Source organism: uncultured Wocania sp. (genome assembly GCF_964021735.1).
In the GTDB taxonomy this organism is placed as follows: Bacteria; Bacteroidota; Bacteroidia; order Flavobacteriales; family Flavobacteriaceae; genus Wocania_A.
Window position 1 is genome coordinate 1 of sequence record NZ_CAXIBN010000197.1, and the last position, 5,516, is coordinate 5,516.

General features: G+C 32.8%; 4 protein-coding genes. All 4 read right to left on the reverse strand.

Going from position 1 to position 5,516, the window contains the following annotated elements; all coding sequences use genetic code 11:
• Positions 1–593 (reverse strand): hypothetical protein (locus AADI82_RS13390; RefSeq protein ID WP_341216929.1); only part of this gene is annotated, 593 nt, incomplete at its 3' end.
• A gap of 2 nt (positions 594–595) precedes the next feature.
• A complete protein-coding gene (locus tag AADI82_RS13395) occupies positions 596–1,213 on the reverse strand; it encodes a hypothetical protein (protein WP_341216930.1) in 618 nt (205 codons plus the stop codon).
• A 295-nt stretch (positions 1,214–1,508) separates the two neighbouring features.
• A complete protein-coding gene (locus AADI82_RS13400) occupies positions 1,509–3,500 on the reverse strand; it encodes a hypothetical protein (protein ID WP_341216931.1) in 1,992 nt (663 codons plus the stop codon).
• Positions 3,501–3,503: 3 nt separating this feature from the next.
• Positions 3,504–5,516: hypothetical protein (locus tag AADI82_RS13405; protein WP_341216932.1), on the reverse strand; the 2,013-nt coding region annotated here is incomplete at its 5' end.

Genomic DNA, 5,516 nt, shown 5'->3' on the forward strand with positions numbered 1-5,516 from the left:
GTAAGTACAGGGGTGTATAAATCAAAATTACCACTCGTATTTGGATTTGTAACTATTCCTATTCTATTGCTTGCGTTTAAAACAAATTCTAACTCATTATAAAGGAGTGAAAGTCTACTAGTGCCAAACTCAACTTCAACACTTGGTTGGTTGGTTATTTTTACATTATTACCAAAATAAGTGTTTGCGTTATCAAAACTATGCTCTCCCGTCCATGTGTAGTTTGCAGATTGGTCTACACCTCCTAAAGCTTCCCAACTGTCGCCATCCCAATATTGCAATACCGTATCGGTTGAGTTGTAAATAACATCAAAATTATCTGGTGTTAAAGCGTCTCGCTGAACTGTTGTGTAGCTTTTTATTTCCTTTTGATAGCTTATCCATGTTGTGCCATTGTAATACTGGTTAGACTTTATATCTGTATTGTATATAAAATCTCCTTCTACTGGCGTTAAAGCGTCTCGTTGCACAGTTGTAAGGCTTTCAAATCTTGTAAAAGGCACTTGTATACCATCTGCTTGAAAAGCTGGCGGTAGTTGAGCAAAAACTGACGTACTTATGAGTAATGTTAGTAATAAAAATATCTTTTTCATCTTTAAAATAATTTTCTAGCCTCTAAAATGCTGTTAAGTGTTATTTGGTTTATGTATGCTTGGTTTATAATTGTTATAAGTCCAGTCGCATTGTCGTACGTATAATCTACACCCTCTGACAATGGCACTCTATTAAGTATTAAATTGATGCTTTTTGGTTTTTCTGCTAAAGTGTAGTTTGCTTGATTTACAGAATCTATAGTTAAATTTTCTTTTCTTGAAAGCGAGTTGGAATAACCGCATAAATCAAATAAAGTATTAGTTTTTATGCTGTTTCCAACACTTGTATTTGTTATGGTTAAAATACCAGTTTGATTATCGTAAGTGTAATCTGTATTTTGGTGCTGTGGTACTCTGCCAATTACTAAGTCTACGTTGTCTGGCTTGCTTGTTATGCTAAACACCGTTTGACCGTCGTTTATAATGGTTACAGGTATTTTATTAAACGTACCGCCTGAGCCTGTTAAGCCTAAGTTTTCTTTTAGTATTGTAGATACTAATTCTGTGCTTGTATCAAACACAATAATCTTATCGGTGTTTTTTAATGAGGTGATAACAGGAAGCTCTCCTCCCTTTAAAGAATTGAGTAAAATTGATAGTAGCTGCTCTAGTGTACCCATATAGTAGAAATGTATATGGCACTCAAGGCACTCTAAATCATTCGAATATTACAAATATAATTATTTTATTTTTATTAAGTCTAAATTAATATAACATTTTTGTTTAAATTAAAATGCTAATTATCATTATCTTTGATGTATATGTTGTTGTTTTTCATTATTTTAGGGTTGCCCTTTTTAGGTTGGTTTGTTTTTACGTTTATTTATGACGCTATTTTTGGTTATAAAAAACCCAAAACAGATACTTATATCATTCATAACCACTACGATAATAGACAAGTTCATCTATATAAATCTAATCCACCCGAAGAAAACCACCTCCAGGACTAATTGAAAGCAACGTACCATCTATTAATGTTTCTAAGTTTCCAATGTTAGAATTGCTGTCGAATATGTAATCAGATTCAACTAAATTACCTGTTACTTGATATTGGCTACCTACTTTTTTAACATCTGGACTGCCTTCAGATAAATAATTTACACCATCTATAAAAAGTCTATCTAATATTAAAATCATAGCTAATTTCTGAGCCATTACCAATGGTAATAAACCCGATTTAAAAATCCAAAATTTACGCTGTTTGCTCTCTAAATTAACCGTATTAGTATCTGTTACATAAACTTCAACTTCGCTGTTTGGATTCCATTCTAAATCTTCTATATAAGGGATTCTTAACTTACTTGAAAATCCTGTGATATAATTTATTTCATTGTTTTCGGTGTTGTAGGCTTCAATTAAACGTGTTCTTCGATGGCTTGCTTTTACGTTCTGCCATTCGCTTAAATATTGCTTGCTTCCAAAATCGGTATCACTAACATCAATTTGAACTTTATAATAACCTTCCAGTGTTGTAAAATTACAGGCAAATTCGTAAGACTCCCAGTCTACAGCATTATAAACTGAGGTTATTTTAAACGTTCCTAATGTTAAAGGAAAATCATTAACTAAAAGGTTTAAAACCACCACATAAGCATCTGTATTATACACTACATCTTCTATTTTATACCACCCTGCGCCTTGTATGTTAATATAATCGCCTGCATTCATCCAAGACGGCACTGCCGTACCAATATTATAATCTCCGTTATCTAATAAAGTGGTTGAATCGTAAGTGTTGCCTCCGCTAAATTTTATTGAAACATAGCTTAAACCGTTGTAAGTAGTTGATAAAACAACGCCATCACGAATATCTGTTACATCCATGTTATTAGTCATTTTAGTAACGGTTAAAACTTCTTCTGTATCGTCGTCTTTAATTATTTTAGCTGATACGGTGCTGTAATTGGTTTTTATTTGTGTTTTTACAATATCAATATTCGTCCAAAGTTGGGTAAAACTCATGTTTGGATTTAATACATTTTCTTCAAAACTTAAAGTGTTGTATGGTGTTTTTAATACATAATCATTCCATGTTACAACCTCTTTATAACGTATAGAGTTAAGGTTTGATACCTCGCAAATAGCATCGTAATCTTTTAGGTTTGGCGCAAATGTGTCTATTGTAAAATCAATCGATAATGTACAACCTATACTATCTTTTATATAAACAGTGTAATTACCAATAGGTAAGTTTCCAAAATAGTTAGAGTTTTGCCATGTTACATTGTCTAAAGAATACTGCAAAGTAAACAATGGAGTGTACAAAAATAGTTTTGAAACACTTATAGCTCCAAGTGAAGGGGTGCTTAAAATATTAACCTTAAAATAAGAGGACAACAATTTAGGTACTCTTATATTTTTAGATACTTTTTTACCATCTTTTGCAACACTTACAAATATTATATCTTGTCTCGGTGCTGTAAAAACATAAGGATTTGTATTTATAACCTGTATTAAAGGACTTGTTAAGCTATCTGCTTGCTCATTTGTTGTTACAGTTATTTTTACATTGTCGCATGGGTTTGAATCAGCTTCACTTATTGTAATAGCATCAATACTAAAAGTAACAGGGGGTGCTTCGTTATTTATTATAGGAGTTATTGCTGCGTTATGTGTTAATACTGAAAATTGCGAATTAACATTATTAGCTATAATAACAACCGAACTACCTGACTTATTAACCGTATATAAAGAATTAATATTCCAATCTAAGTTAAAAGCTTGAATATAGCCATAGGCAGATATTGACGCTGTGCCACCTTGGTCGTTTTCCGATTGAAAGCCTTCTAAACGCTGGTCTTTAAAGACTTCAATCATTGGAATATTACCTGTTAAGGAATCTACTATTGTTATAGCTGAACCCTCTGCTGGTATTGAATCGAAATTTAATGTTATACTTGATGCCATGTTTTATATTGCTTTAAGGAGTTCCCAATCTCCCTCGTTATTAGGTTTTAATTGTAATAAATAACCTGTGTGTAATTTTCCTTTGTACTTGTATTCTACTTTAAAATAAACATTAGGCACTAGCCTGCCGTTTACATTTGTTGATCCGTTTAATTGCTCGTTTACATAAAAATCTACAGGATGTTTAAATTTTACTTTTTTAGGCTCAAAACGTGCTTTTCGCATAGTGCTGATAACAATATCATCTTTTTCGCCTCTTGCGGTTTCGCTAACTTTTTTAGTTACTAAATTATTATTCCCTCCTGTATTAGAATAGCGTATTTTCTCGTCCTGTTGTTTTAACAAAGAACAGCCGTAAAACCATTCGTGGCGTTGCTCTATTTGTGAAGGTGTTAACCTTAAATTTGTTGCTGTTTCTGGACTATAAACACCTGTTGGCAAAAGCTCAAAATCATCTTCCCATGTGCGCTCTTCTAATGCTAAACCTAATCCGTCTTTTAAATCTAATAAATGATTATCCTTATCGTAAGGCGTATCTGTTGTTGGGTGTGTTAATACAGATTTTCGCCTTGAAAACTCTTGTGCGTATTTATCTGCCCTAGTTGGACTTACTTTTGTGAATTTAGTAGTTGGACGTTTAAGAGGCATTGTAAAACCTGTTTTAACGTTATATTCGTCTAATCCCATTGCTTCTTCGTACTCACCACCTTTTTTATAACCAAACTCTAAAGATGAATGGCAATACTCTGGAGCAGCTTCTTCTTCTAAATCTGTAACCTCATAAGGTAATCGTATTGCTGTGGCATCTTGAAAATAGAACTTTAAATCTTCTACCCCTAAAACTTCTACACCGTTTCTTGTTTCTATATGATAACCTGTAGCGCAAACAGCATCCGATGTTTTTAAATAGTCATCTAAAGACAATTCTATGTTTTTATCAAAGAATTGGCGAATCCAAAAACCTGTTGTTAAAGCTAATTTTGCAAACGTTCCACTTTCGTAAAACTCGCTGTAAAATCTGTTTTGCTTGCCTGTAATAATTTGCATGAGCTTATCGCCTGCATCTTTCATTAAAACAGCTTTGGTTTGGCTATCATCAAAAAAACTATCTTCCTCAATGGTTAAGCCACCTGTAATATTTTCGTTTTTTACCCTCACCCCTGCTTGATTATCTGTATACATATCAGCTTTTAACAAACATTCTAAAGCCAAACTTTCTCCTGCTAGTAATGTTACAGTGTCCTTGTATGACGCTGCCATAGGTACGGTAAATTGGTTAAAAGCAATATCGTAATCATCACCAAATGGTTGATTTGGGTATTCGTTATTATCACTTAAATTACTTAATACTTCCCTGTGTTTTAAATCGAATGCATTCCCGTTTTGATAGGTGGTAATACATATTTTGTAATCTGCCCATTGTACGTTTTCGTGTTGCTCTACAATCGCATCAAAAGCTACGTTTAAATCAATATTTAAAGTTCTAGTTCTATCTGCTATTAAAAAAAACATTAATCCTGTTGACCCTACTAATTCTGTTCCTGTTGAATTTTGTATAACGTATTGGGCTTGATCGTGCGACTTTCCTTTTAAGTTTAAAGGCAAGGCTACTGTTTTATCTCTAGTGTTACCAGCATTAGACTCTACGTGTACAATTGATTCATTAGATGTTTCTAGGTAATCAAATCGAGATATTAAATATATTTTTCTACTTGTTAAGGCAACTGTTTTTTTATCAATTGGATTAATAACTTTACCATTAATAGATTCTAAACGCTCTAGCTCAAACTTTTCTCTTAATTGAGATTTTATAAGTGAATTTAATCCACCACTTTTAAAAGGCACTTTAACTTCTAGCTTGTTAGACTTATAATCGCTAAAATCAAATGTACCAGTGCTATGTAAATAAGGATGTGAGGTTTTAGGGTGGTAACGCCACTCTTCTAAAGTTACATCTGCTTCTATATCTTTAAAATCGTATGCTTGTCTTAAAAAATCTGCTCCATCTTTTACAAA

What these genes read in the sequence shown, in the direction of transcription:
- AADI82_RS13395 (WP_341216930.1), bottom strand. Translation starts at nt 1,213, where the DNA reads ATGGGTACACTAGAGCAGCTACTATCAATTTTACTCAATTCTTTAAAG.
- AADI82_RS13400 (WP_341216931.1), bottom strand. Translation starts at nt 3,500, where the DNA reads ATGGCATCAAGTATAACATTAAATTTCGATTCAATACCAGCAGAGGGT.